This is a genomic window from Pseudomonas oryzagri (assembly GCF_020831405.1).
GTDB lineage: Bacteria > Pseudomonadota > Gammaproteobacteria > Pseudomonadales > Pseudomonadaceae > Geopseudomonas > Geopseudomonas oryzagri.
The window spans coordinates 263131-283460 of the sequence record NZ_JAJHPU010000015.1 but is presented as its reverse complement, the minus strand read 5'-3'; the positions used below and the strand labels follow the sequence as shown (position 1 = coordinate 283460).

Below are 20330 nucleotides of genomic sequence, written 5' to 3'. Positions count from 1 at the left end.
ACTACGGGCAGGCCACGGCCGGACTATGTCCGCCAAGGATATCGCCCCTGGCACCGCCTCCGCAGCTTTGTGATGGGATCGACAGTTTGGCCTGTGATGCAGTCCGCAAAGTTCCGGCGATTCAGGCGCCGGCCGGCGGCCGGCGCCGCCACAGCGCGTAGTGCACCTGGCCGGTATGCTTCTCGCGGTGCAGCTGCCAGTTGCCGGGCAGGCCCAGGCTGGAGGGTGCGCTCTCGCTCTCGGTGTAGATCCACGCCTCGGCGGCCAGCCAGCCGCGATTTTCCAGCAGCTGGCAGGCGGGCAGCAGCAGGTCCTTGTGGAACGGCGGGTCGAGGAACACCAGGTCGAAGGCCTCGGCGACCGCGCCCTGCAGGTGCTTCAGGGCGTCCGCCTGGCGCACCTCGGCGTTGCCGGCGCGCAGCAGCTCGAGGTTGCCACGCAGGGCGGTGGCGGCGAGCGGGTTGAGCTCCAGGGCCAGGCCGCGGCCGGCGCCGCGCGACAGCGCCTCCAGCAGCAGGGCGCCGCTGCCGGCGAAGGGGTCGAGCACGCGGGCGCCCTCCACGTAGGGCGCCAGCCAGTTGAACAGGGTTTCGCGCACGCGGTCCGGGGTCGGGCGCAGGCCGGGGGCGTCGGGGAAGCTCAGGCGCCGCGAGCGCCACTCGCCGGCGATGATGCGCAGCTGGCCCTGGGACGGGCCGGCGGCGGGTTTGCGGGCGGGCTTGGCGGAAGGACGGGCCATCAGTGCTCCGGTACGCCGGCGGGCTGCGCGGCGGGACGTTCGACGGGCGGCGGCAGCGGCTGCTGCGCCACGGTGGGGCCGCTGGTGACCACCACGAAGGCGTCGGCATTCAGGTGGCGGGCCATCGCCTCGCGCACCTGCGCCACGGTGAGCTGCTGCACCTGGTTCATGAAGTCTTCCAGCTGGGTGGTCGGCAGGTCGTAGAAGCCGATGGCGGCCAGCTGGCCGACGATGTCGGCGTTGCTCGCGGTGGACAGCGGGAAGCTGCCGGCCAGCTCGCGCTTGGCCTGCTTGAGCTCTTCCTCGCTCGGTCCCTGGGCGATGAAGTCGCGTACCAGCTGGCGCACCAGCTCCAGGGTCGCCTGGCTCAGTTCGGCGCGGGTCTGCACGTTGATCAGGAACGGCCCGGCCACCTGCATCGGCGTGAAGCCCGAATAGATGCCGTAGGTCAGGCCGCGCTTCTCGCGCACCTCCTCCATCAGGCGGGTACCGAAACCGCCGCCGCCGAGGATCTGGTTGCCGACGTAGAGCGCGGCGTAGTCCGGGCTCTTGCGGTCGATGCCGAGCTGGGCGAGCAGCAGGTGGGTCTGCTGCGAGGGATACTCGACGTGCTGGCTGGCCGCGGCGGGAGCCTGGGGCGCCGGCGGCGGCACCAGCGCCGGGCCCTTGGGCAGGGCGGCGGAGACCTGCGCGGCGATGGCCTCGGCCTCGGCGCGCGACAGGTCGCCGACCAGGGCGATCACCGCGTTGCCGGCGGCGTAGGCGCGGGCGTGGAAGGCGGCCAGCTGGGCGCGGTCGATCGCCGGGATGCTGGCCGGCGTGCCGTCGCTGGGCTGGGCGTAGGGGTGCTGGCCGTACAGCTGGTGGAACAGGGCGATGCTGGCCAGCTTGCCGGGGTTCTGCTTCTGCATCTCGAGACCGGCGAGCACCTGGTTCTTGACCCGCGCCAGGGCGTCGTCCGGGAAGGTCGGCGCGCCGACCACCTGGGCGAACAGCGCCAGCGCCGGTTCGCGCTGCTCGGCGGCGGACAGGCTGCGCAGCGAGGCGACCGCCATGTCGCGGTAGGCGCCGTTGCCGAACGCGGCGCCGAGGCCCTCGAAGCCGGCGGCGATGGCGGTGGCGTCCTGGCCGGCGACGCCCTCGTTGAGCATGGCATTGGTCAGCATGCCCAGGCCGGGAGTGCCGCCGTCCTGGCTGCTGCCGGCGGCGAAGGTCAGGCGCAGGTCGAACATCGGCAGCTCGTGGGCGGCGACGAACAGCACGCGGGCGCCCTCGGCGGTGGTCCAGCGCTGGATGTCCAGGCTGCGCCGCGCCGGCGCCTGGCCATTGATCTTGGCCAGCGAGGCGATCTGCGGCGCGGCGTTCGAGGGGGCGGTGCTGGCGGCCGGGGCGGGGCGGTCCGGCTGGGCGGCCGGGCGGCCGATCAACAGCAGCAGGCCGAGCAGCCCCAGTAGCGCCACGATCAGCAGCAGGTGGCGTTTATTCATCACGGCTCTCCTCGGCGGACGCCTGGGTGGATGGCAGCGGCAGTACCTGGGCGAGGGTCAGGCGCTCGCGCTGGAACAGGCGCCGGGCGGCGGCCTGGATGTCGGCGGGAGTGACCGCCTTGAGCGCGTCGAGCTCCTGGTCGAGCAACTGCCAGGACAGACCGACGGTTTCCAGCATGCCGATGCTGGTGGCCTGGCTGGCGATCGAGTCGCGCTCGTAGACCAGTCCGGCGATCAGCTGGGCGCGCACCCGCGCCAGCTCGTCCGTGCTCGGCGCCTCGTTCTTCAGGCGCTCGAGTTCCCGCCACAGTCCGGCCTCGACCTGCTCGAGGGTCTTGCCCCGTTGCAGGTTGGGCCGCGCGGAGAGCACGAACAGGCTGTCGCCGCGGTTGAACGGGTCGTAGCTGGCCGACACCCCGGTGACCAGCTCCTCCTCGCGCTCGAGGCGGGTGGGCAGGCGCGCGCTGTAGCCGCCGTCGAGCAGTTCGGCGATCAGGCGCAGGGCATGGATTTCCCGCGGATTGTCGCTGCTGGCCAGGCCGGGCACGTTGAAGCCCATCAGCAGGCTGGGCAGCTGGGTCTTGACCTCAAGGGTCAGGCGCCGCTCGCCGAGCGCCGGCACCTCCAGCGGCACGCGGGCGGCCGGCAGCGGGCGCGCCGGGATGGCGGCGAAGTGGCGCTCGGCGAGGGTCCGCACCTCGTCGACGCCGACGTCGCCGACCACCACCAGGATGGCGTTGTTGGGGCTGTACCAGTCCTCGTGCCAGGCGCGCAGGTCCTCCACCGTCATGCGCTCGAGGTCGGCCATCCAGCCGATGGTCGGGGTGCGGTAGCCGGTGGCCGGGTAGGCCGCGGTCTTGAAGCGCTCCCAGGCCAGCGCCGAGGGGTTGTCCTCGGTGCGCAGGCGGCGCTCCTCCTTGATCACCTCGATCTCGCGGGTGAATTCGTCGGCCGGCAGGCGCAGGCTGGCCAGGCGGTCGGACTCCATCTCCAGGGCGACCTCCAGGCGGTCGCGCGCCAGCACCTGGTAGTAGGCGGTGTAGTCGTCGCTGGTGAAGGCGTTCTCCTCGGCGCCCAGCTCGCGCAGGATGCGCGAGGATTCGCCGGGGCCGAGCTTGGCGCTGCCCTTGAACATCATGTGCTCGAGGGCGTGGGACAGGCCGGTGAAGCCGGGGCGCTCGTAGCTGGAACCGACCCGGTACCACAGCTGGGAAACCACCACCGGGGCGCGGTGGTCCTCGCGGACGATCACCTTGAGGCCATTGTCCAGGCGGAACTCGTGGGTCGGCTGGCTGACCGCGGCGAAGGCGCCCAGCGGCAGGCACAGGGCGACCAGCAGCAGGCGGCTGGCGTGACGCAGGGATGCTTTCATCAGAGAGACCTTTCAGACTGCCGGTGGGTTTTGGCGCCGGCGGGTGAGGAGGTGCTAGGATACCCAACCGATTTCCTGGCGGCCACGTCAGTGCGCAGCCGCCCACTTGAGATGCAAGCCGTTCATGTTTGGTTCCAAAGACGACAAGAAGGCTCCGGATCACGGAGAAAAGAAAGGCCTGTTCGGCTGGTTCCGCAAGAAGGCGCCTGCCGAGGCCGCTGAGCAGGCAGGCGTCGAACCCGCCGCCGTCGAGGCCGAGGCCCCGGCCGATAGCGTCGCAACGCCCGCGGCCGACGCCGCGCCGGCTGCGCAAGTCGCCGTGCCGGAGCCGGTGGCCACGCCGACCCCCGTCGCTACCCCGGTCGCACCGGTCGCCGCGCCCCAGCCGGCGCCCGCGCCTGCTCCCGTCGAGGCGCCCATCGCCGCCAGGCCGGTCGAGGAGAAGCCGGCCAAGCTCGGCTTCTTCGCCCGCCTCAAGCAGGGCCTGGCCAAGACCAGCGCCAGCCTCGGCGAGGGCATGGCCAGCCTGTTCCTGGGCAAGAAGGCGATCGACGACGACCTGCTCGACGAACTGGAAACCCGTCTGCTCACCGCCGACGTCGGCGTCGAGGCGACCAGCGCGATCATGCAGAACCTCACCAAGCGGGTGTCGCGCAAGGAGCTGGCCGACAGCGAGGCGCTGTACCAGGCCCTGCAGGACGAGCTGGCCGCCATCCTGCGCCCGGTCGAGCAGCCGCTGGCCATCGAGGCCGGCCGCAAGCCCTACGTGATCCTGGTGGTCGGCGTGAACGGCGCCGGCAAGACCACCACCATCGGCAAGCTGGCCAAGAAGCTGCAGGACGAGGGCAAGAAGGTCATGCTCGCCGCCGGCGACACCTTCCGCGCCGCCGCCGTCGAGCAGCTGCAGGTGTGGGGCGAGCGCAACAAGATCCCGGTGATCGCCCAGCACACCGGCGCCGACTCCGCCTCGGTGATCTTCGACGCCGTGCAGGCCGCCCAGGCGCGCGGCATCGACGTGCTGATCGCCGATACCGCCGGCCGTCTGCACACCAAGGACAACCTGATGGAAGAGCTGAAGAAGGTCCGTCGGGTGATCGGCAAGCTCGACGACAGCGCGCCGCACGAAACCCTGCTGGTGCTGGACGCCGGCACCGGGCAGAACGCCCTCAGCCAGGCGCGCCTGTTCCACCAGGCGGTCAGCCTCAGCGGCCTGGCGCTGACCAAGCTGGATGGCACCGCCAAGGGCGGGGTGATCTTCGCCCTGGCCAAGCAGATGGCCCTGCCGATCCGCTACATCGGCGTCGGCGAAGGCATCGACGACCTGCGCCCGTTCGAGGCCGATGCCTTCGTCAAGGCGCTGTTCGCAGGACAGGAGTCCGCATGATCCGATTCGAGCAGGTGGGCAAGCGTTATCCCAACGGTCACGTCGGCCTGCACGAATTGAGCTTCCGCGCCCGGCGCGGCGAGTTCCTGTTCGTCACCGGCCATTCCGGCGCCGGCAAGAGCACCCTGCTGCGCCTGCTGCTGGCGCTGGAGCGCCCGACCAGCGGCAAGCTGCTGCTGGCCGATCAGGACATCGGCTCGATCAGTAACTCGGAAATTCCCTTCCTGCGCCGGCAGATCGGCGTGGTGTTCCAGAACCATCATCTGCTGTTCGACCGCAGCGTGTTCGACAACGTCGCCCTGCCGCTGCAGATCCTCGGCCTGCCGCGTGAGGAGATCGAGCAGCGGGTCAGCGAGGCGCTGGAGCGGGTGTCGCTCAAGGACATGGGTGAGCAATTCCCGTCCGACCTGTCCAGCGGCCAGCAGCAGCGCGTCGGCATCGCCCGTGCGGTGGTGCACCAGCCGGCCCTGCTGCTCGCCGACGAGCCGACCGGCAACCTCGACCCGCGCCTGGCCGCCGAGATCATGGGCGTGTTCGAGGACATCAACCGCCTGGGCACCACCGTGCTGATCGCCAGCCACGACCTCGCCCTGATCGCGCGCATGCGCCATCGCCTGCTGACCCTGCAACGCGGTCGCCTGATCGGCGACGGGGAGCCGACCTGATGAGTTCTCGCCAGCAACTGCCGCGCGGCGCCGAGGAAGGCGCCCCGGAGCAGCGCCAGCGCCGCCTGCAGGAGGCCGAGTCCACCGATTGGGGCGGCCTGCTGCGCGCCTACCTGGACAGCCACCGCGCCAGCCTGGTCGACAGCCTGCGCCGGCTGGCCCGTCAGCCGTTCGGCAGCTTCCTAACCTGCCTGGTGATGGGCATCGCCCTGTCCCTGCCGATGGGCCTGTCGCTGTTGCTCGACGGCGTCGAGCGTCTCGGCGGCTCCTGGCAGCGCGCCGCGCAGATTTCGGTGTTCGTCAAACTCGACGTGGCCGAGGTCGAGGGCCAGGCCCTGCGCGAGCAGATCGCCGGCATGCCGGAAGTGCTGAACGCCGAATGGATCGGTCGCGAGCAGGGGCTGGAGCAGTTGCAGCAGTACTCGGGGCTCGGCGATGCGCTCAAGGAGCTGCCCGACAACCCGCTGCCGGCGGTGGTGCTGGTGACGCCCAGGGAGATCGACAAGGCGGCGCTGGAAGGCCTGCGCGAGCGCCTGGCCGGGTTGCCCGGCGTCGACCTGGCGCAACTCGACCTGCAGTGGGTGGAGCGCCTGGGCGCCATCCTCAAGCTCGGCGACCGCTTCGTCTTCGGCCTGGCGGTGACCCTGGTGCTGGCCCTGCTGCTGGTGGTGGGCAACACCATCCGCCTGCATATCGAGAACCGCCGCGCCGAGATCGAGGTGATCAAGCTGGTCGGCGGCACCGACGGCTACGTGCGCCGGCCGTTCCTCTACGCCGGCGCCTTCTATGGCATCGGCGCCGGCCTGCTGGCCTGGGGGCTGCTGGAGTACGGCCTGAACTGGCTGAACCAGTCGGTGGTCGGCCTGGCGGCGCTCTACGACAGCGATTTCGCCCTCGGCGGCGTGCCGCTCGACGACGCCCTGTCGCTGCTGGCCGGTGCCCTGCTGCTGGGCTGGGTCGGCGCCTGGCTGGCCGTCGCCCGTCACTTGCGGCAGCTTGAGCCTCAGTGATAACTCGTTGATTTATAAGTATTTTTCGATGTGTAAGGGAACTTTTCGCGACTGTTCCCTGTCGTAATGTTGCAGTGCTATAGTCACAGGCCGTTTCGGCCACCTGGAGGATGTCCATGTCCACCTCTCTGCAACCTGTCTATGCCCTGGCTCCCGGTGCGAACCTCGAGGCCTACGTGCATTCGGTCAACAGCATCGCGCTGCTGTCCGTCGAGCAGGAGCGCGAGCTGGCCGGGCGTCTGTACTACGAGCAGGATCTCGAGGCCGCCCGCCAGCTGGTGTTGGCGCACCTGCGCTTCGTCGTGCATATCGCCCGCAGCTATTCCGGCTACGGCCTGGCCCAGGCCGACCTGATCCAGGAAGGCAACGTGGGCCTGATGAAGGCGGTCAAGCGCTTCAACCCGGAAATGGGCGTACGCCTGGTGTCCTTCGCGGTGCACTGGATCCGCGCCGAGATCCACGAGTTCATCCTGCGCAACTGGCGCATCGTCAAGGTCGCCACCACCAAGTCGCAGCGCAAGCTGTTCTTCAACCTGCGCAGCCAGAAGAAGCGTCTGGCCTGGCTGAGCAACGACGAGGTCGAGGCGGTCGCCGAGAGCCTGGGCGTCGAGGCGCGCGAAGTGCGCGAGATGGAGAGCCGTCTGTCCGGCCAGGACATGGCCTTCGACCCGGCCAGCGACGCCGACGACGACAGCGCCTTCCAGGCGCCGGCGCACTACCTGGAAGACAACCGCTACGATCCGGCCCGCCAGCTGGAGGAGGCCGACTGGAGCGACAGCGCCAACGCCAGCCTGCACGATGCCCTGGGTGGCCTCGACGAGCGTAGCCGCGACATCCTCTACCAGCGCTGGCTGGCCGAGGAGAAGGCCACCCTGCACGAGCTGGCGGCCAAGTACAACGTCTCCGCCGAGCGTATCCGCCAGTTGGAGAAGAACGCCATGAGCAAGCTCAAGGGACGTCTGCTGGCCTGAGCCGCGTTCCGGCCGGCGTCTTCAGTCAGCCTCGCGAACCCCATAAAAAAGCCCCGACGGATGTCGGGGCTTTTTTGTTGCCGCTGGCCTGGCAGGGAGGCGACGGCTCAGTGCTTGATCAGTTCGACCAGGTACTTGGGCAGCGGATCGATGACGATCTCCAGACCTTCGTACTCGGCCTGCAGCTGCTCGCGCGGCACCGCGCCGTGCGGGGCGCGCTCGTCGTCGAGCTGCGGGCGGGCGCGATAGTCGATCACGCAGCCGTTGGCCTCGACCCAGAAGTGCGGGTAGATCACCTTGCCGTCCAGCTTTACCTTGCCCAGCATCGCCTGATAGGGGATCCGTTTTTCCGCCAGGCGGGTCACCACCAGGCGGCTCAGGCCGTCGTCGGCCAGGTGGGCGGAGTCCAGATCATCAAGCAGCTTGCTAAGCTGGGGGTCGTTCATGGCGGTTGTCCTCGGTGGACCTTGGTTGGGATGCGCGCATCTTATACCAAAGTCTAAGGGGTGTGTAGATCGGTAACGATTTTTTCGTGCCGGTAACAATGACTGTGCGTTGTCGCGCTACGGTTACAACCGCTGCAGGTAGTGGCTGCCGCCCAGTTGCCACATCTGCTGGCGGATCCAGCCGGCGCGGCGGCTGACGTAGCCGCCAGGCCGGCCGGCGTTCCACTGGCGCGGATTGGGCAGTACGGCGGCGAGCAGGCTGGCCTGCTGGCGCGACAGGTAGGGCGCGCCCCTGGCGAAGTGGTGGCGCGCCGCCGCCTCGGCGCCGAACACGCCGTTGCCCCACTCGACGCTGTTCAGGTACACCTCGAGGATGCGCTGCTTGGGCCACAGGGTTTCGATCAGCAGGGTGAACCAGACTTCCAGGCCCTTGCGCAGCCAGCTGCGTCCGGACCACAGGAACAGATTCTTGGCCACCTGTTGGCTGAGGGTGCTGGCGCCGCGCAGGTTGCCGCCGCGCTCGTTGTGCGCCAGGGCGGCGCGGATCGCGACCAGGTCGAAGCCCCAGTGCTCGGCGAACTTTTGGTCTTCGGCGGCGATCACCGCCACCTTGAGGTCGTCCGGCAACTCCTCCCAGGGACGCCAGCTGCGCTGCAGGTCGATCGGCTCGCCGTCGATCCACGACTCGAGCTTGCGCTCGACCATCAGCATGCTGCCGGGCGGCGGTACCCAGCGCAGGATCAGCACGACCAGCACGCTGGCGGCCAGGCTGTAGAGCAGGGCTCGGGCGGTACGGCGAAGCAGGTGGCGGTGCGGCATGGAGGAGAGGGGCGGCTGGAGGGGCGGCCATTATAGGGGGCGCCGGTGCCGCTGCGGCACTGCCGTTCGGGAGGAGCGCGGTGCCGGGGCGTTCGCCCGGCACCGCTGGCTCAGTCGGCGACGAAGATGAAGTACTTGCGTACCGTTTCCACCACTTCCCAGGTGCCGCGCATGCCCGGCTCGATCATGAAAATGTCGCCGGCGCGCAGGTGGATCGGTTCCTGCCCTTCCGGGGTGATGATGCAGTAGCCTTCCTGGAAGTGGCAGTACTCCCACTTGTCGTAGCTGACCTGCCACTTGCCGGGGGTGCAGATCCAGGTGCCCATGATCTTGCGGCCGTCAGGCGAGGTGTAGGCGTTGAGGTTGACCGTGCGCGGCTCGCCCTCGATGACCTGCCACTTGGAGGCGTCGAGGACGGGAACCGGGCGGGTGTCGCGCAGCAGGGTGATCGGCTGGTGCATGGAGGCTCCCTGGTGATCGGGTGGGTGGCCCTCCACCATAGCGATCCGCACGCAGGCGACTTGTCTGCGATCGACATCCGCTTGCCTGCCCAGCCCCGGCGGCCGGTTTGCCTGCGAGCGGGGTGCGGGGCGATCATGGCGCCCTGTCCTGCCCCGGAGTTGCCCATGTCGCGTCCCTTCGTCCTGCTCGCCGCGCTGTTCGGCTTCACCGGCGTGACCCTCGGCGCCTTCGCCGCCCACGGCCTGCGCGGCCGCCTGAGTCCCGAATACTTCGCCGTGTTCCAGACCGGCGTGCTCTACCAGCTGGTCCACGCCCTGGCCCTGCTCGGCGTCGGCGTGCTGGCCCTGCGCTGGCGCTCGCGCCTGCTCGGCGCTGCCGGTGGCCTGTTTGCCGCCGGTATCCTGCTGTTCTCCGGCAGCCTGTATCTGCTGACCCTGAGCAGTCTGAAGCTCGGCGTGGTCACCCCGCTGGGCGGCGTCTGCTTGCTCGCCGGCTGGCTGTGTCTGGGGCTGGCCGCCTGGCGGGCGCGATCGCACAGCCACTGAGTGCCCCGCCGCCCGGCCGGCGCCTTGGTCATCGGCGCCGATCGGCGCTAGAATGCCGACCTTTCCCCCGATCTTGCGAGTGCCCAACCATGCGCATTCAGCTCAATGGCGAAGCCGTCGAGCTGCCCGAAGGGCAGTCCGTCGCCGACCTGCTGGCCCGCCTCGAACTGGCCGGCCGACGCGTGGCGGTCGAACTCAACCTGGATATCGTGCCGCGCAGTCAGCACGCCGGCACCCTGCTGCGCGACGGCGATCGCGTCGAAGTGGTGCATGCCATCGGCGGCGGCTAGTCCGCCGCGCCCGTCCCGATCCGTCCGCGCACGCCTGCAGAGGAGCTCCCGATGAGCCAGTCTTCCCCGATCGACAAGCCGCTGGTCCTGGCCGGCCGCACCTACAACTCGCGCCTGCTGGTCGGTACCGGCAAGTACAAGGATCTCGAAGAGACCCGCCTGGCCATCGAGGCCTCCGGCGCCGAGATCGTCACCGTCGCCGTGCGCCGCACCAACATCGGCCAGAATCCCGGCGAGCCGAACCTGCTCGACGTGATCAGCCCGGACAAGTACACCATCCTGCCCAACACCGCCGGCTGCTACGACGCCGAGGAAGCGGTGCGCACCTGCCGCCTGGCCCGCGAGCTGCTCGACGGCCACAACCTGGTCAAGCTGGAAGTACTGGCCGACCAGAAGACCCTGTTCCCCAACGTCATCGAGACCCTCAAGGCCGCCGAGGTGTTGGTCAAGGACGGTTTCGACGTGATGGTCTACACCAGCGACGATCCGATCGTCGCGCGCCAGCTGGCCGAGCTCGGCTGCATCGCGGTGATGCCGCTGGCCGGTCTGATCGGCACGGGCCTGGGCATCTGCAACCCGTACAACCTGCGCATCATCCTCGAGGAGGCCAAGGTGCCGGTGCTGGTCGACGCCGGGGTGGGCACCGCCTCGGACGCCACCATCGCCATGGAGCTGGGCTGCGAGGCGGTGCTGATGAACAGCGCCATCGCCCACGCGCAGCATCCGGTGCTGATGGCCGAGGCGATGAAGCACGCCATCGTCGCCGGCCGCCTGGCCTACCTGGCCGGGCGCATGCCGAAGAAGCTGTACGCCAGCGCCTCCTCGCCGCTGGACGGCCTGATCCGTTAATCGTCCGGGCGGCGCCTGGCGCCGTCCTGCCCACACGCGAGCCCTGCCCGATGGCAGGGCTCGTTCGTCTTTCAGGAAGCATCATGACCGACGAAATCCAACACGTGCCGGAAACCGCCGGCGACGCGCCGCGCCTGCGCACCATCAAGAGCTTCGTGATGCGCGCCGGGCGCACCACCCTCGGCCAGCAACGCGGTCTCGAGCAGGGCTGGCCGCGCTTCGGCCTGCAGCTCGAGGACGGCCTGCGCGACTTCGACCAGCTGTTCGGCCGCCAGGCGCCGCGCACCTTCGAGATCGGCTTCGGCATGGGCCAGGCGACCCTGGAGATGGCCGCAAGCGCGCCCGAGCAGGACTTCATCGGCGTCGAGGTGCACAGGCCGGGCGTCGGCGCGCTGCTGTCCGGCGCGCTGGCGCAGAATCTCACCAACATCCGCGTATACAGCTGCGACGCGCTGGACGTGCTGCGTCAGTGCGTGGCCGACGCCAGCCTGGATCGCGTGCTGCTGTTCTTCCCCGATCCCTGGCACAAGGCCAAGCACAACAAGCGGCGCATCGTGCAGCCGGCGTTCGCCGAGCTGGTTCGCCAGAAGCTCAAGGTCGGCGGTGTGCTGCACATGGCCACCGACTGGCAGCCCTACGCCGAGCACATGCTCGAGGTGCTGAGCGCCGCGCCCGGCTACCGCAACCTGGCCGAAGACGGCACTTACGTGCCGCGTCCGGAAGAGCGCCCGGTGACCAAGTTCGAGCGCCGCGGCGAGCGCCTCGGCCATGGCGTGTGGGATCTCAAGTTCCAGCGCGTCGAGTGAGGCACTGGCACTGACGAAGAAGCCGGGCATCGCCCGGCTTCTTCATTTCTGGCCGTTGCCGGGGAGAGGCCTGCAGCACCGTAGGGTAGAAAACGCGCGCAGCGATTTTCTATCGCTGACCGCCGCCTGGCGGTCGCTCCGTCGGGGGCGTGCACAGTGGTGGACAAGGCTGCGCCGTTGTCCACCCTACGACAGGTAACGGCTCAGCGCCGCTCGGCGATCACCCCGATGCCGATGAACACCAGCGCCAACGCCGGCGCCAGGGTGTAGTTGTTCAGCTGCGCCAGGCCCTTGGCCAGCCAGGGCGTGGCGTGGACGATGACCAGGCCGTAGCCGACGGCGCAGAGCAGGATGAACAGCAGGGTGCGGAATACGAAGTTGAGGCTGCCGACCTGGCGCTGCAGCCAGGCGTTGAGCAGCGGACCGAACAGCACCAGCAGCGCGGCGACCACCGCCAGGGCGATCTCGTCGAGGTGGCTGCGGCACCAGCGCGACAGGGTGGCGAACAGGTCGAGTAGCAGATCCATGCGGGCTCCTTGCAGGTATGGCGATTACGGCTGGCCTCAGTCTACCTGCAAGCGGCAGACAGGCCTGCCACTCCGAACACGCTTGGGGCAGAAAGTGCGGCAGGCTGGCAAGACGGTGCGGCGCGGTAGCGGCTTGGGGTAGAAGACTCGCACGGCGATCTTCCAGCGCCGCTCTCGCTCAGTCGAGGAAGTGCTGCAGCAGGTCGTTGAGGAACAGCTGGCCACGGGCGGTGGGCTTGAGCAGCTGCGCATCGGCGTCGAGCAGCCCGGCGCCGCGCGCCGCGGCGCAGGCCTCCGCGATGCTGGACAGCGGCAGTCCGGTGCGCTGCTCGAACAGAGCCGCCGGCACGCCTGCGGTCAGGCGCAGGGCGTTCATCATGAACTCGAAGGGCAGCTCGGCCGCTTCCAGCTCCCGCTCGCCGGCCTGGAAACGCTTGTCCGGATCGAGGTAGTCCTTGGGCAGGCGGGTCTTCCAGCTGCGGCGGATGCGGCCGTCCGGATCGCTCAGCTTGGCGTGGGCGCCGGCGCCGATGCCGAGGAAGTCGCCGAAGGTCCAGTAGTTGAGGTTGTGGCGGGCGCGGCGTTGTTCGCGCGCATAGGCCGAGGTCTCGTACTGGGCGAAGCCCGCGCCGGCGAGCAGCGCCTGGCCGGCTTCCTGGATGTCCCAGAGGATGTCGTCCTCGGGAATCTCCGGCGGCTGGCTCCAGAACACGGTGTTCGGTTCCAGGGTCAGCTGGTACCAGGACAGGTGCGTCGGTTCGAGGGCGATGGCCTGGCGCAGGTCGGCCAGGGCACCGGCGACATCCTGACCCGGCAGGCCGTGCATGAGATCGAGGTTGAAATTGTCGAAGCCGGCCGCGCGGGCCATCTCGGCGGCGCGAATCGCCTCATTGCCGTCATGGATGCGCCCCAGCGCCTGGAGCTGGTCGGTCTGGAAGCTCTGCACGCCGATCGACAGGCGATTGATGCCGAGCCGGCGGTAGTCGCGGAACTTGGCCTGCTCGAAGGTGCCTGGGTTGGCCTCGAGGGTGATCTCGATATCGCCGGCGAAGGCGAGTCGCTGGTTGACCCCTTGCAGCAGGCGATCCAGGGCGCGCGCCGAGAACAGGCTGGGCGTGCCGCCGCCGAAGAAGATCGACACCAGCTCGCGGCCGTGGGCGGCCGCCAGGTCGGCGTCGAGGTCGGCGTCGAGGTCGGCGAGCAGGGCGTCGACGTAGGCTTCCTCGGGCAGCTCGGGACCGGCGGCGTGGGAGTTGAAGTCGCAGTACGGGCACTTGCGCACGCACCACGGGATGTGGACGTACAGCGCCAGGGGGGGCAGCTGGAACAGCCCCGGCAGGGCCGGGGCAGGTGACGCGAGGCTCAAGCGAGACCCAGCCGCTGCTTGAGCTGGGCCATGGCGCGGGCGCGGTGGCTCAGGCGATTCTTCTCGGCGGCGGGCAGCTCGGCGCTGGCGCACTCGCATTCGGGCACCCAGAACAGGGGGTCGTAGCCGAAACCGTGCTCGCCGCGTGCTTCATGAAGGATGCGACCGTGCCAGAGGCCCTCGCAGAGGATCGGCAGCGGATCCTCGGCATGCCGCACCAGGGCCAGGGCGCAGACGAACTGGGCGCCGCGCTCGGCGTCCGGCACGTCCTTCAGCGCCTCGAGCAGCTTGGCGTTGTTGGCGGCGTCATCCTTGCCGCCGGCGTAGCGCGCCGAGTAGATGCCCGGCGCGCCGCCGAGGGCGTCGACGGCGAGACCCGAGTCGTCGGCCAGCGCCGGCAGGCCGGATACGCGTGCAGCATGGCGAGCCTTGAGAATGGCGTTCTCGACGAAGGAGAGGCCGGTCTCCTCGGGCTCCACCGTGCTGAACTCGGCCACCGAGCGCACGCGTACGGCGTCACCCAGCATGGCCTGCAGTTCCTTGAGTTTGCCGGCGTTGTGGCTGGCCAGCACCAGTTCGGTCAGGACTTTCATTCGTCGGGGAACACTTCCTGGTTGAAATTGAGGCTGTGGCTTTGGCCGCCTTCCTGCACCTTGATGTCGAAGGTCAGCACCTCGCGCTCGGTCATGCTGAACTGGGCCAGGTGGTAGACCGCCTGCTGCTCGGCGGCGCCTTCGCCCTCGGCCACGCGCTTGAAGTTCAGCGTTCTGCCCTGGCCGATCAGGTTCTTCACCGTGCCGGTGACGGCGGCGTTCGGCACCGCTTTGCCGGCGCGCATGACCACGACATTGACCACGCCCTGGGTCTTGCTGCGCGCCAGGCCGGCGGCGGCGGCGACGTTCGGCTGCAGGAAGCTGGAGTTGAACACGTTGTAGTGCACCTCGAGGTCGCCGAAGCGTTGCAGACGCTCGGCGGCGGCCGGCAGGGCGAGGCTCAGGGTGAGCAGGAGCAGGGCTAGGCGACGCATGGGCATATCTCCTTCGTGAGGCCTTGGTCAGCGGGTAACGCGGTAGATGCCGATCTCACCCAACAGATTAGGCCACCAGCGGGCGAGTGCTCCCAGGCGATGATCGCGATCCACCGCCAGGCGGTCGAGTACGCGCAATTGCTGCTCGCGGCAAAGTGCCTCGAAGTCGCGGAAGGTGCAGAAGTGGATGTTTGGCGTGTTGTACCACGTGTAGGGCAGGAACTCCGAACGCGGCATCTCGCCCTGCCGGGCCAGGTACCAGCGGCAGCGCCAGTGGCCGAAGTTGGGGAAGGTGATGATGCAGGTCTTGCCCACGCGCAGCATGTCGCGCAGCAGGCGGTCGGGATAGTGCACCGCCTGCAGGGTCTGGGTCATCACCACCACGTCGAAGCTGTCGTCGGCGAAGTGATCGAGGCCCTGGTCGAGATCCTGCTCGATGACGTTGACGCCATGGTCGAGGCACTGGGCGATCTTGTCCGGATCGCGTTCCAGGCCGTAGCCATGCACCTGCTTGTGGTCGCGCAGATAGGCCAGCAGCTCGCCACCGCCGCAGCCGAGGTCGAGGACCCGGCTGCCGGCGGGGATCCATTCCTGAATGATTTCCAGATCGGCACGCATGATCGGCGGCAGTCCTTACACGGCAATACGGTTCATGTAGCGACCGAAGCCCTGGATATAGCGCGGGCTCGGGATGAGGAAGGCGTCGTGGCCGTGGGCCGACTCGATCTCCAGGTAGCTGACGTTCTTCTTGGCGCCGACCAGGGCGTCGGTGATCTCCCGCGAGCGCGCCGGCGAGAAGCGCCAGTCGGTGGAGAAGGAGATCACGCAGAAGTCGGCCTTGACCGGCTCGAGGGTCTTCACCAGGTCGCCGTCGTGGGCGGCGGCCGGATCGAAGTAGTCCAGCGCCTTGGTCATCAGCAGGTAGGTGTTGGCGTCGAAGCGCCCGGAGAACTCCTCCCCCTGGTAGCGCAGATAGCTCTCCACCTGGAACTCGACGCTATGGAAGTCGTAGTTGAGCTGGTCGGTCTTCAGTTCGCGGCCGAATTTCTCGCCCATCGAGTCGTCGGACAGGTAGGTGATGTGGCCGACCATGCGCGCCAGCATCAGGCCGCGCTTGGGGATGGTGCCCTGTTCCTGGAAGTGGCCGCCATGGAAGTCCGGGTCGGTGAGGATGGCCTGGCGGGCCACCTCGTTGAAGGCGATGTTCTGCGCCGACAGTTTGGGCGCCGAGGCGATCACCACGCAGTGGCGCAGGCGCTCGGGGTGGCTGATGCTCCACTGCAGGGCCTGCATGCCGCCCAGGCTGCCGCCCACCACCGCGGCCCACTGCCTGATGCCGAGGGCGTCGGCCAGGCGCGCCTGGCTGTGCACCCAGTCCTCCACGGTCAGCACCGGGAAGTCGGCGCCGTAGGCGCGGCCGGTTTCCGGGTTGCGGCTGCCCGGGCCGGTGGAGCCGTTGCAGCCGCCGAGGTTGTTGAGGCTGACCACGAAGAACTTGCGGGTATCGATCGGCTTGCCCGGGCCGATGCAGCTGTCCCACCAGCCCGGCTTCCGATCGTCGGGGCTGTGGTAGCCGGCGGCGTGGTGGTGGCCGGAGAGCGCATGACAGATCAGCACGGCGTTGCTGCGCTCGGCGTTGAGCATGCCGTAGGTTTCGTAGACCAGCTCGTAGTCGGCCAGTTGGCGGCCGCAGGCGAGCGGGAGGGGCTCCTTGAAGTGCAGGACCTGGGGGCTGACCAGGCCGACGGAATCTTCTGCGAAGACGGTGGGCATCGACCCTGCTCTCGAAAAGTGAAGGCGGCAAGTCTAAAGAGGGCGCCCCCGGGGGGCAAGGGCGCGGCAGGGGTGGTCGTAGGGTGGAGTAGGGTGGAAAACTCGCGCAGCGATTTTCCACCGCATGCGCGCATGACTGGAGCGAAAGGCCGGCGCCGGTTGCCCAGCCTGCGTCACTGGTGGACAAGGCTGCGCCGTTGTCCACCCTACGCCTGGCGCCCGGCCTCGAGTTCGGCGGCCAGCGCCGCCGGCAGCTTCTGGGGCGCGCGGATGCGCACGCGCTTCTGCCGGTTGAGTTCGCCGCTCTCCAGCACCACCTGGCTCTTGGCCACGCCGAAGGCCTTGCCGAGGAAGGCCAACAGGTGGGCGTTGGCCTTGCCCTCCACCGGCGGGGCGGTGAGGCGGATCTTCAGGCGCTCGCCATGCAGCCCGGCGAACTCGTCCTTGCTCGCCTTGGGCTGCAGGTGGCAGTCCAGGAGCAGGTCCGCGCCGTCCCAGCGGAACCAGGCCATCAAAGGAACGGGCTGAGCAGCTGCGGCATGTGGGTCAGCGCGGCGAGGTTCTTGATCACCAGCATGTCGAGCAGTTGCAGCGCCATGAAGGCGAAGATCGGCGAGATGTCCAGGCCGCCGAGGTTGGGCAGCAGGCGGCGGAACGGCATCAGCACCGGCTCGCAGATCTGGTTGATCAGTTGCGCGGCCGGGTTGTAGCTGCCGGGAGCGACCCAGGAGAGGATCACGCTGACGATCAGGGCGAAGAAGAACACCTTGAGGAACAGCGCGGTGACGCCGATCACCGACCAGATCAGCAACTGCGGCAGCACCCCGCCGATGCCATAGCCGAGCAGCATCAGGATCAGCGCCATCAGCAGCAGCTGCACCAGGATGGCCAGCACCAGCGAGGCGAGATCGAGGCCGCCGAAGCCGGGAATCACCCGGCGCAACGGGTTGAGCAAGGGCTTGGTGGCCTTGACCGCGAACTGGCTGAGCGGGTTGTAGAAGTCGGCGCGCACCAGCTGGAGGATGAAGCGCAGCAGGACGATCAGCAGGTACAGGCTGCCGAGGGTCTGCAAGACGTAGACGGCGGCGGTGGTGAGTCCGTTCATCGGGCCTCCTTACTGGCCGAGCTGCTCGGCGAGTTCGGCCGAGCGATGGGCGGCGGCCTGCAGGGCCTTCTCGACCAGCGCCTCGAAGCCGCCGGCCTGGAAGGTGTTGATCGCCGCCTCGGTGGTGCCCTTGGGCGAGGTCACCCGGCGGCGCAGTTCGGCCGGCTCGACGTCGCTGACCAGCGCCATGCGCGCGGCGCCCAGAGCGGTCTGGCGGGCCAGCAGGCTGGCGGTCTCGGCGGACAGGCCCAGGCGCTCGCCGGCGGCGGTCATCGCCTCCATGAGCAGGAAGAAGTAGGCGGGGCCGCTGCCGGAGACCGCGGTGACCGCGTCGATCTGCTGCTCCTCGTCCAGCCAGAGCACCAGGCCGACGGCACTGAGCAGGGCGTCGGCCTGCTCGCGCTGGGCTTCGCTGGTGCGCGCGTTGGCGTACAGGCCGCTGGCGCCCTGGTGGAGCAGCGCCGGGGTATTGGGCATGCAGCGCACGATGGCCTTGTCGCCCAGCCAGCGCGCGAGGCTGGCGCAGGGAATGCCGGCGGCGATGGAAACGATCAGTGCATCGGCCGGCAGCGCCGGGGCCAGCGCCAGACAGACGTCCTTCATCACCTGCGGCTTGACCGCCAGGACCACGATATCGGCGCCGGCCACCGCGGCGGCGTTGTCTTCGAATACCGCGATGCCGTGTTCGCGGGCGATGCGCTCACGCTGTTCGGCGTAGGGTTCGCTGGCGGTGATGTTCTCGGCGGGCACGGCGCGGGCGATCAGGCCACCAATCAGGCTGGTGGCCATGTTGCCGGCGCCGACGAAGGCGATACGCGGATGAGTCATGGTGAGATTCCTTGTCTGCTCGGGGAGTCGCGCCTCAGGAGGCGGGGCTCGCGGATGAGGTGGGAGAGTAGTCGCGGGCGCCGAACAGGGCGCTGCCGATGCGCACCCAGGTGGCGCCTTCGGCGATGGCCGCTTCCAGATCGTCGCTCATACCCATCGACAGGGTGTCGAGCGGCGGCGGCAGGCTGTCGCGCAGTTCGCGCAGGCGGGCGAAGGCGGCACGCTGGGCGCCCTGGTCGGGGGTCGGCTCGGGAATGGCCATCAGCCCGCGCAGGCGCAGGTTGGGCAGGGCGGCGACCGCGGCGGCCAGCGCCGGCAGCTCCGCGGGCGTGCAGCCGGACTTGCTGGCTTCACCGCTGACGTTGACCTGCAGGCAGATGTTGAGCGGCGGCAGGTGCGCGGGGCGCTGGGCGGACAGGCGCTCGGCGATCTTCAGACGGTCCACCGAATGCACCCAGGCGAAGTGCTCGGCGAGCGGCTTGGTCTTGTTCGACTGGATCGGCCCGATGAAGTGCCAGACGAGGTCGAGGTCGGCCAGTTCGGCCTGCTTGGCGAGGGCCTCCTGCAGGTAGTTCTCGCCGAAGTCGCGCTGGCCGCAGGCGCAAGCCTCGCGCAGGGCGGTAGCCGGCTTGGTCTTGCTCACCGCCAGCAGCTGCACGCCTTCGGCACTGCGGCCGCAGGCATGCGCTGCCTCACGGATGCGCGCTCGGACCTTTGCAATATTGTCTGGGATCGTGGACATTTGGTTCCGCTTTTCGCCCGGCCGCTGGCTGTCGCGGCATTCTACCCGCTTGTTTGTGATTGGGGACCCCCATGGATATTACCGAGCTGCTGGCCTTCAGCGCCAAGCAGGGCGCATCCGACCTGCACCTCTCGTCTGGCCTGCCGCCGATGATCCGCGTCGATGGCGACGTGCGCCGCATCAACCTGCCGCCGATGGAGCACAAGCAGGTCCACGCGCTGATCTACGACATCATGAACGACAAGCAGCGCAAGGACTATGAGGAGTTCCTGGAGACCGACTTCTCCTTCGAGGTGCCTGGCGTCGCGCGCTTCCGGGTCAACGCCTTCAACCAGAACCGCGGTGCGGGCGCGGTGTTCCGGACCATTCCCTCGCGGGTGCTGAGCATGGAAGACCTCGGCATGGGCGAGGTGTTCAAGAAGATCTCCGACGTGCCGCGCGGCCTGGTGCTGGTCACCGGGCCGACCGGCTCCGGCAAGTCGACCACCCTGGCGGCGATGCTCGACTACATCAACAGCAACAAGTACCACCACATCCTCACCATCGAGGACCCGATCGAATTCGTCCACGAGTCGAAGAAGTGCCTGGTCAACCAGCGCGAGGTGCACCGCGACACCTTGGGCTTCTCCGAGGCGCTGCGCTCGGCACTGCGTGAGGACCCGGACATCATCCTGGTCGGCGAGATGCGCGACCTGGAAACCATCCGCCTGGCGCTGACCGCGGCGGAAACCGGTCACCTGGTGTTCGGCACCCTGCACACCACCTCCGCGGCCAAGACCATCGACCGGGTGGTCGACGTGTTTCCCGCCGAGGAGAAGTCCATGGTCCGCTCGATGCTTTCCGAGTCGCTGCAGGCGGTGATCTCGCAGACCCTGCTGAAGAAGACCGGCGGCGGCCGGGTGGCGGCCCACGAGATCATGATCGGCACTCCGGCGATCCGTAACCTGATCCGCGAGGACAAGGTGGCGCAGATGTACTCGGCGATCCAGACCGGCGGCGCGCTGGGCATGCAGACCCTGGACGCCTGCCTGAAGAACCTGCTCAGCAAGGGGCTGGTCAGCCGCGAGGCGGCCAAGGAAAAGGCCAAGTCGCCGGAAAGTCTGTAACCGTCGCCGGC

The 20330-nt window shown here is 68.8% G+C and carries 25 protein-coding genes; 9 read left to right on the top strand and 16 right to left on the bottom strand.

What is annotated here, in order from left to right:
- Positions 1-121: 121 nt before the first annotated feature.
- Genes rsmD through LMJ29_RS04635 form a run of 3 tightly spaced genes read right to left on the bottom strand, consistent with a single transcriptional unit; the run spans position 122 to position 3598 of the window.
- On the bottom strand, positions 122-739 hold the full coding sequence (gene rsmD / locus LMJ29_RS04645; RefSeq protein WP_229604339.1) for a 16S rRNA (guanine(966)-N(2))-methyltransferase RsmD: 618 nt from the start codon (positions 737-739) through the stop codon (positions 122-124).
- Entirely contained in the window at positions 739-2226 is a 1488-nt protein-coding gene (locus LMJ29_RS04640; protein ID WP_229604338.1) for a M16 family metallopeptidase, read from the bottom strand. The genes rsmD and LMJ29_RS04640 overlap by 1 nt, the downstream gene beginning before the upstream one ends.
- Positions 2219-3598: a M16 family metallopeptidase gene (locus LMJ29_RS04635; RefSeq protein ID WP_229604337.1), complete on the bottom strand. Its 1380-nt coding sequence runs from the start codon at positions 3596-3598 to the stop codon at positions 2219-2221. The genes LMJ29_RS04640 and LMJ29_RS04635 overlap by 8 nt, the downstream gene beginning before the upstream one ends.
- Before the next feature lie 124 nt (positions 3599-3722).
- Here LMJ29_RS04635 and ftsY point away from each other — a divergent pair, with 124 nt between their 5' ends.
- The 4 genes from ftsY (at position 3723) to rpoH (ending at position 7628) form a co-directional block, all read left to right on the top strand.
- Complete coding sequence (ftsY, locus tag LMJ29_RS04630; protein WP_229604336.1) at positions 3723-4982, top strand: signal recognition particle-docking protein FtsY; 1260 nt, start codon at positions 3723-3725, stop codon at positions 4980-4982.
- On the top strand, positions 4979-5647 hold the full coding sequence (gene ftsE / locus LMJ29_RS04625; RefSeq protein WP_229604335.1) for a cell division ATP-binding protein FtsE: 669 nt from the start codon (positions 4979-4981) through the stop codon (positions 5645-5647). Before ftsY ends, ftsE begins: the two co-directional genes overlap by 4 nt.
- The gene (gene ftsX / locus LMJ29_RS04620) at positions 5647-6657 is read left to right on the top strand and encodes a permease-like cell division protein FtsX (RefSeq protein ID WP_229604334.1); all 1011 of its coding nucleotides are present in this window, start codon (positions 5647-5649) and stop codon (positions 6655-6657) included. The genes ftsE and ftsX overlap by 1 nt, the downstream gene beginning before the upstream one ends.
- A gap of 116 nt (positions 6658-6773) precedes the next feature.
- Complete coding sequence (gene rpoH / locus LMJ29_RS04615) at positions 6774-7628, top strand: RNA polymerase sigma factor RpoH (protein ID WP_229604333.1); 855 nt, start codon at positions 6774-6776, stop codon at positions 7626-7628.
- 107 nt (positions 7629-7735) lie between these two features.
- Here rpoH and LMJ29_RS04610 read toward each other — a convergent pair whose 3' ends face one another.
- The 3 genes from LMJ29_RS04610 to LMJ29_RS04600 all read right to left on the bottom strand — a co-directional run bounded on the left by LMJ29_RS04610 (position 7736) and on the right by LMJ29_RS04600 (position 9354).
- Positions 7736-8074 carry a hypothetical protein gene (locus LMJ29_RS04610; RefSeq protein ID WP_229604332.1) on the bottom strand — a complete coding sequence of 113 codons (339 nt, stop codon included), beginning with the start codon at positions 8072-8074 and terminating at the stop codon, positions 7736-7738.
- A 123-nt stretch (positions 8075-8197) separates the two neighbouring features.
- A complete protein-coding gene (gene mtgA, locus LMJ29_RS04605) occupies positions 8198-8893 on the bottom strand; it encodes a monofunctional biosynthetic peptidoglycan transglycosylase (protein ID WP_229604331.1) in 696 nt (231 codons plus the stop codon).
- Positions 8894-9003: 110 nt separating this feature from the next.
- A complete protein-coding gene (locus LMJ29_RS04600) occupies positions 9004-9354 on the bottom strand; it encodes a cupin domain-containing protein (RefSeq protein ID WP_229604330.1) in 351 nt (116 codons plus the stop codon).
- Positions 9355-9519: 165 nt separating this feature from the next.
- On the opposite strand from LMJ29_RS04600, the gene LMJ29_RS04595 reads away from it, so the two are divergent.
- The 4 genes from LMJ29_RS04595 (at position 9520) to trmB (ending at position 11845) form a co-directional block, all read left to right on the top strand.
- Entirely contained in the window at positions 9520-9900 is a 381-nt protein-coding gene (locus LMJ29_RS04595; RefSeq protein WP_229604329.1) for a DUF423 domain-containing protein, read from the top strand.
- Between the two features lie 89 nt (positions 9901-9989).
- The gene (thiS, locus tag LMJ29_RS04590) at positions 9990-10190 is read left to right on the top strand and encodes a sulfur carrier protein ThiS (protein ID WP_229604328.1); all 201 of its coding nucleotides are present in this window, start codon (positions 9990-9992) and stop codon (positions 10188-10190) included.
- Positions 10191-10241: 51 nt separating this feature from the next.
- A complete protein-coding gene (locus LMJ29_RS04585) occupies positions 10242-11039 on the top strand; it encodes a thiazole synthase (RefSeq protein ID WP_229604327.1) in 798 nt (265 codons plus the stop codon).
- 134 nt (positions 11040-11173) lie between these two features.
- On the top strand, positions 11174-11845 hold the full coding sequence (gene trmB, locus LMJ29_RS04580) for a tRNA (guanosine(46)-N7)-methyltransferase TrmB (RefSeq protein WP_229604380.1): 672 nt from the start codon (positions 11174-11176) through the stop codon (positions 11843-11845).
- A gap of 203 nt (positions 11846-12048) precedes the next feature.
- On the opposite strand, the gene LMJ29_RS04575 is transcribed toward trmB, so the two are convergent.
- From LMJ29_RS04575 to LMJ29_RS04530, 10 genes are all read right to left on the bottom strand, one after another.
- Positions 12049-12372 (bottom strand): DUF3392 domain-containing protein, encoded by a 324-nt coding sequence (locus tag LMJ29_RS04575; RefSeq protein WP_229604326.1) that lies wholly within the window; start codon positions 12370-12372, stop codon positions 12049-12051.
- Positions 12373-12550: 178 nt separating this feature from the next.
- Positions 12551-13684, bottom strand: coding sequence for a radical SAM family heme chaperone HemW (hemW, locus tag LMJ29_RS04570; protein ID WP_377656673.1), 1134 nt, complete (start codon positions 13682-13684; stop codon positions 12551-12553).
- Positions 13685-13734: 50 nt separating this feature from the next.
- On the bottom strand, positions 13735-14331 hold the full coding sequence (gene rdgB, locus LMJ29_RS04565) for an RdgB/HAM1 family non-canonical purine NTP pyrophosphatase (RefSeq protein WP_229604325.1): 597 nt from the start codon (positions 14329-14331) through the stop codon (positions 13735-13737).
- On the bottom strand, positions 14328-14765 hold the full coding sequence (locus LMJ29_RS04560; RefSeq protein WP_229604324.1) for a DUF4426 domain-containing protein: 438 nt from the start codon (positions 14763-14765) through the stop codon (positions 14328-14330). The genes rdgB and LMJ29_RS04560 overlap by 4 nt, the downstream gene beginning before the upstream one ends.
- A 27-nt stretch (positions 14766-14792) precedes the next feature.
- Positions 14793-15383, bottom strand: coding sequence for a methionine biosynthesis protein MetW (gene metW, locus LMJ29_RS04555; protein ID WP_229604323.1), 591 nt, complete (start codon positions 15381-15383; stop codon positions 14793-14795).
- A 15-nt stretch (positions 15384-15398) separates the two neighbouring features.
- Positions 15399-16538, bottom strand: coding sequence for a homoserine O-succinyltransferase MetX (metX, locus tag LMJ29_RS04550; RefSeq protein ID WP_229604322.1), 1140 nt, complete (start codon positions 16536-16538; stop codon positions 15399-15401).
- Between the two features lie 206 nt (positions 16539-16744).
- Entirely contained in the window at positions 16745-17050 is a 306-nt protein-coding gene (locus LMJ29_RS04545) for a DUF167 domain-containing protein (protein WP_229604321.1), read from the bottom strand.
- On the bottom strand, positions 17050-17643 hold the full coding sequence (locus LMJ29_RS04540) for a YggT family protein (protein WP_229604320.1): 594 nt from the start codon (positions 17641-17643) through the stop codon (positions 17050-17052). Before LMJ29_RS04540 ends, LMJ29_RS04545 begins: the two co-directional genes overlap by 1 nt.
- A gap of 9 nt (positions 17644-17652) precedes the next feature.
- Positions 17653-18471 (bottom strand): pyrroline-5-carboxylate reductase, encoded by an 819-nt coding sequence (proC, locus tag LMJ29_RS04535; RefSeq protein WP_229604319.1) that lies wholly within the window; start codon positions 18469-18471, stop codon positions 17653-17655.
- Positions 18472-18505: 34 nt separating this feature from the next.
- A complete protein-coding gene (locus LMJ29_RS04530) occupies positions 18506-19213 on the bottom strand; it encodes a YggS family pyridoxal phosphate-dependent enzyme (RefSeq protein ID WP_229604318.1) in 708 nt (235 codons plus the stop codon).
- 71 nt (positions 19214-19284) lie between these two features.
- On the opposite strand from LMJ29_RS04530, the gene LMJ29_RS04525 reads away from it, so the two are divergent.
- Positions 19285-20319, top strand: a complete 1035-nt coding sequence (locus LMJ29_RS04525) for a type IV pilus twitching motility protein PilT (RefSeq protein WP_229604317.1) — start codon at positions 19285-19287, stop codon at positions 20317-20319.
- Positions 20320-20330 lie beyond the last annotated feature (11 nt).